General features: G+C 44.4%; 5 protein-coding genes and 1 pseudogene. 3 read left to right on the forward strand and 3 right to left on the reverse strand.

Going from position 1 to position 4,782, the window contains the following annotated elements; translation table 11 throughout:
* Positions 1-96 precede the first annotated feature (96 nt).
* Complete coding sequence (locus RMO35_RS00005; RefSeq protein ID WP_396135012.1) at positions 97-426, forward strand: TMEM165/GDT1 family protein; 330 nt, start codon at positions 97-99, stop codon at positions 424-426.
* 226 nt (positions 427-652) lie between these two features.
* On the opposite strand, the gene radC is transcribed toward RMO35_RS00005, so the two are convergent.
* Together radC and RMO35_RS00015 are read right to left on the reverse strand one after the other, a co-directional pair.
* Complete coding sequence (gene radC / locus RMO35_RS00010; protein ID WP_309737680.1) at positions 653-1,384, reverse strand: DNA repair protein RadC; 732 nt, start codon at positions 1,382-1,384, stop codon at positions 653-655.
* Between the two features lie 118 nt (positions 1,385-1,502).
* The gene (locus RMO35_RS00015) at positions 1,503-1,829 is read right to left on the reverse strand and encodes a translation initiation factor (protein WP_309737681.1); all 327 of its coding nucleotides are present in this window, start codon (positions 1,827-1,829) and stop codon (positions 1,503-1,505) included.
* Between the two features lie 112 nt (positions 1,830-1,941).
* Here RMO35_RS00015 and RMO35_RS00020 point away from each other — a divergent pair, with 112 nt between their 5' ends.
* Both RMO35_RS00020 and RMO35_RS00025 read left to right on the forward strand, forming a co-directional pair.
* A complete protein-coding gene (locus tag RMO35_RS00020; RefSeq protein ID WP_309737682.1) occupies positions 1,942-2,133 on the forward strand; it encodes a hypothetical protein in 192 nt (63 codons plus the stop codon).
* A 144-nt stretch (positions 2,134-2,277) separates the two neighbouring features.
* Positions 2,278-4,167, forward strand: coding sequence for a hypothetical protein (locus RMO35_RS00025; protein WP_309737683.1), 1,890 nt, complete (start codon positions 2,278-2,280; stop codon positions 4,165-4,167).
* Between the two features lie 57 nt (positions 4,168-4,224).
* On the opposite strand, the pseudogene RMO35_RS00030 reads toward RMO35_RS00025, so the two are convergent.
* A pseudogene (locus RMO35_RS00030) lies at positions 4,225-4,782 on the reverse strand (cryptochrome/photolyase family protein); the annotation flags it as partial.

A 4,782-nucleotide genomic window follows, 5' to 3' on the forward strand; every position in this document is an offset into this window, starting at 1 on the left:
CGATTGGTATGAGAAGATAGGGGGAAAATGAAAACCTAGCTAAACTCAGATTGTCCAGTGACTAGCCCTTCTACTTCAGAAACCTCATCTGACGATATTGTCGTCCAAACCATCGTCACTGAGTCGTCCACAAGTCTCCAAAAATCGAGTGTGTGGAGTACTTTCTTCTCGACGTTTATCACGATTTTCCTCGCTGAAATGGGCGACAAAACTCAACTAGCGACGCTATTGTTGAGTGCCGAGTCTCAATCGCCGTGGATCGTGTTTCTCGGTGCGGGTGCGGCTTTGATTGCAACTAGTTTGGTAGGTGTATTACTAGGGCGTTATCTAGCGAAGGTATTGTCGCCCAGAACTCTAGATATTGCTGCGGGAGCTTTATTGATGGTAATTGCGATTCTGTTGTTAGGGGATGTTGTGCAACTTTAAATAGGAGCAATTATTCATAATGCCTAACTTCGCTTGATTCTAGAAAATAAGATAAAGTTTTAGGGTAGGTTGGGTTGTGATGTCTCCAACGGCGAGGCTACGCCAACGGCTATCGCTCATCAACCAGAATGAAACCAAACATTTCTATGATACTGGTGTGTTCGTTGGGTTTTGCTACGCGCAACCCAACCTACGAATTTTCTTGTCATGTTTGACATTGAGAGTATCAATCTCCCTGCGGACATTCTTCCCAGAGATTGGTGTTTTGCCGTAAACTACTCCAATTACCACCACCTAAAATTAGGTGATCTAATAAGGGAATACCGAGCAATTTTGCACCTGCGAGTAATTGCCGCGTGAGATCGAGATCGGCTTGACTGGGTTCGGTGCTGCCCGATGGGTGATTGTGTGCGACGATCGTTTTGGTGGCACCTTGCTTGAGGATGGCGGTGAAGATTTCTTTGGGTGGTGCGAGGGTTTCGGTGGCTGTCCCGATCGTGATTAACTGAGTACCGAGTAACCGATTTTTAACATCTAATAATAATATGGCAAATCGCTCTTGAGTAGACCACATCAACTCTTGACTCAGAGCGGCAGCGGCACTATCGGGACTCTCTATGATAGCTCGATCGGGCGGACGCAAGACACAAGCTCGCTGTCCCAATTCTACCGCAGCTAAGATCGCGGTCGCCTTGGCGGGGCCGACGCCGGGAATATCCATCAATTCCTGGGGATGGAGATCCCGCAATCTTTCTAAGGGATCTCGCTGATGTTGACCCAAATGATTGAGAATATATTCACCTAACCCGATCGCAGACAGTTTACCAGGGCCTTGCCCCGTACCCAACAGGATCGCGATCAGTTCCGCATTCTTGAGGTGTTTGACTCCATGTGCGAGGAGGCGTTCGCGGGGACGTTCGGAAGTAGGGATATCGATGATGCGCAGGCTGTAGGTCATGCCACGGACAAGTAATCGGCTTGTAATTCAAATTACTTGTCACTCTACGCCGATCGCCTACTCGATCGAATCGCTACAATGGCTGAATTATTCTCGATCGATAAAAATACTCCAAGTTCTAACCGCCACTTAATTTAGCTTTATAGCCCAATTTAGTGACGATCTCTAATAATTTTTGACGATGATCGCCTTGAATCTCGATCGTATTATCCTTCATCGCGCCACCAGCCCCACACTGGTTTTTGAGTGTCTTGGTGAGGCTAGTAAGTGTCTCTGGTGAGACTTGAAAGCCACTGACGATGGTGACTGTTTTACCGCCTTTGCCTTTGCGGGAGGCTTCGATTTTTAGTTTATGCTGGTTGGGTGGTAGTTCGGCGGTATCGTTGGTATCTGGCTCTTCGTCGCCAAATTCGCGGTAGGCGATTTTATTACTGTCTTTTGCCATAGTTTTGTGGGTATATTATGGATTGTTCCCATCCAATTTTATCTCAATGCCAAGCTAGATCGAATAGCAGATTCAAGCTTGAGCAAATGTCAACATGCAGATTCATAATGATATGGAACAAATTTCTGCCGCTGATGCCCAAGTTATATTAGAGCGTTTACCCGAAAAAATTCGTGCTGCGATGATTGCCCGTGCTGCTGAAATTGAGTACCCGATTGAAGCCGTAGTTGAGATGGCGATTGCCAGTTTTCTGGATACAGAGGCATTGGGGTTTGCTGATTGCAAGCCAGGACGAGGACAATAGCGAGGAGTTATTGAGTGGAGTTAGAACCGAGTCTTGTTAAAGCGCGAACACGGCAAGTACCGTATCCGTTAGGCGCGGCTCGATCCTCATCGCATGAGTTGAATACCTTTAGCTCAGTTATGGGCATACTTACTAGGTAATCTAGTGAGCTACGGACTGATGCGGCGCAAGAAATTAATCTCTCCAGAACAGCCCACGCAAGATGGTGTCAAACATCAATTTAAACTATTATTTTTACCATATGTTTCTTATCTTACGGCAGCTACGATCTTAACTTTTTTTATCTGTGCATTTATCGCTTTAATTAGAGGCACCATTACCAAGCACATTATTTTAGAGCTAATATGCTGGTTGTCTTACATTGTGTTTGTTCCCTCTGTCGTAACATATTTATTGAAAAAGATAGCTGACACTATTCTATATTCAGAAGGAATGTCTGGACTCAATCTTTGGGGTGGCCGCAAACATACAGGCTGGCAAGAGATTACATTAATCAAACCCTATCAAATCCTCGGAATGCGATGTTTGTCAATCGAAACAGCATCTGGTGAAAATATTCAATTCCCAACGCGTTTGTATGAGACGGCTAAAATACTCGATCGAGTCCGAGAATTAGCTGGCACAGAACATATATTAGTCCGTGCATTAGAAAAAGAATTATCGCGTCCTCGTTATGAACTTACTAAACTATGGGCTGGGGTAATTGGGGCGATCGGATTGACAATGAGCATCTATTTAATCGGTGGAAATATGTATGCAGCCGAGCAAGAAAAACCATTAGAACAAGCGATCGCCACCTACGTCCGCCAGCATCCCAAAACTGCACCGAATCAATCCGCGATCGAGTTACAATCCTTGATGACTAAATTAGGGCTATCTATAGATGTATTTGGTGATGGTAGTGAAGTAAAAGTTAAACCAACAATTGCTGCGATCGCAGAATGGAAATCGATCGAAAGACCGTTACAAGATTATGTTAATCAACAATTAGAGAAAAATGAAGACTCGATCGCACCAGTTCCCGATAAAGTATTAACCTATCTCAACAATCATCAAGCCGATCTAGAGGCGATCGTTACTTACTTAGCAAATAATCCCATCCCTGAATGGGGGAATAATTCCTGGACATCACAAAGTAATTTAAGTCTAGAAAGTAGCTCACTGTTCTCAAAGTTACCAAATTTTTTAAGCACTACCAATATTGAAAGTTTGACGACCGCAAACCTACTCGACAAGCAGCAACAACCGAATGCAGATCTTACTAAGCATTTAATTGTATTTGATAAAATTCAGCAATCGGTTCGATCTCAAAAGTCGCTAATAGGACAGTTGTATAGCCTCATTGGACAAGGTAGAATATCAAGATTAGTCAGGCAGATCGATTCACGACAGGCGGCATTAAATCAACTATTGTCACAGGGATGGGGTAATAATTTATTCGGTCAAGAACGTCATAAATACATGGCTAGTGCGATCGAGAATGAGTCAATAACTGCTAACAAGCTCTTGCAAAATCCAGCTCTGTTCGATCGATTGCTGGTGACATATGATAGTCCATTACGTTGGATACCGGGATTCTCCTATTTAGTAAGTCCTTCTCTCCGATTAGCCGCAGTAGATAGACATCGAGAAGTTGCTAAAGGTATTGCTTATTGGAGTCAGCAAAATATCTGTCGGACAAATGGTAACAGCGGCGTAAAACCGACAATAGACTTTGCTGAATACACGATCGATCCCGTTGTCATAACTAGTCAATATCCCAAGGTATTGAAGCAAGACTTATTGTGGGAGTTGACGACTAGTGTGAGGCAAGTAAAAGCTAAATTAGCCGCAGGGGAAAAGGCTGATTTGGTAGCGAGAGATTTCCAGCTTCAGTCACAAGTTTGTCCGGGAGAAAAATGGACTGCCAAGGCTGCCGATGGATCTGTGAATATTGGATTTAGTCATCCTCCTGATTGGAAAGCTTTGGGGATGAGTAATTCAACCAAAGGTGAGTCACTGACATATACAATTAAACCAGTTGCTAAAACATAGCTCTAATAGAAACCCGACTTTTTGGAAAAGTCGGGTTTCTGGCGTCGATAGAAACTATTAACTAGCGTTTGTAAGATCTAAATTATCTAAAAACTTTTCCGCTGCGGTGAGGTGCTGCTGTTGTTTTTCTGGAGCCATCTTATCGAAGGTTCTTACCAACATCCCCAAGCGGGGATTAGTGAGAAAGAAATCACGATGGACGTGCATAAATCGCCAAAACAAACCATCCCAAGCTACTTGCCAATCGCCTTTGGGGTAGTCGCTCATCTTCATCAGATAATTACTACCGCTGATATAGGGTTTCGTACACATGCCGCCGCCATCGGCAAACTGACTCATCGCATAGACATTCGGCACCATCACCCAATCGTAAGCATCGACAAACATCTCCATGAACCAGCGAAACACGTCATCGGGATCGAATTCGCATAAGAGCATGAAATTCCCGACTACCATCAGCCGCTCGATATGGTGACAATACCCCTGTTTGAGTGCCTTGTGAATCGTCGCATCCAGCGGTAGAATCCCCGTGGTGCCGTTCCAAAAGCTCTCGGGTACTTTGCGAGTAAAACCCCAATAGTTGTGCGTACGCTGGAATCTACCCCGACGCTCGTA

This window comes from Chamaesiphon sp. OTE_20_metabat_361 (genome assembly GCF_031364565.1).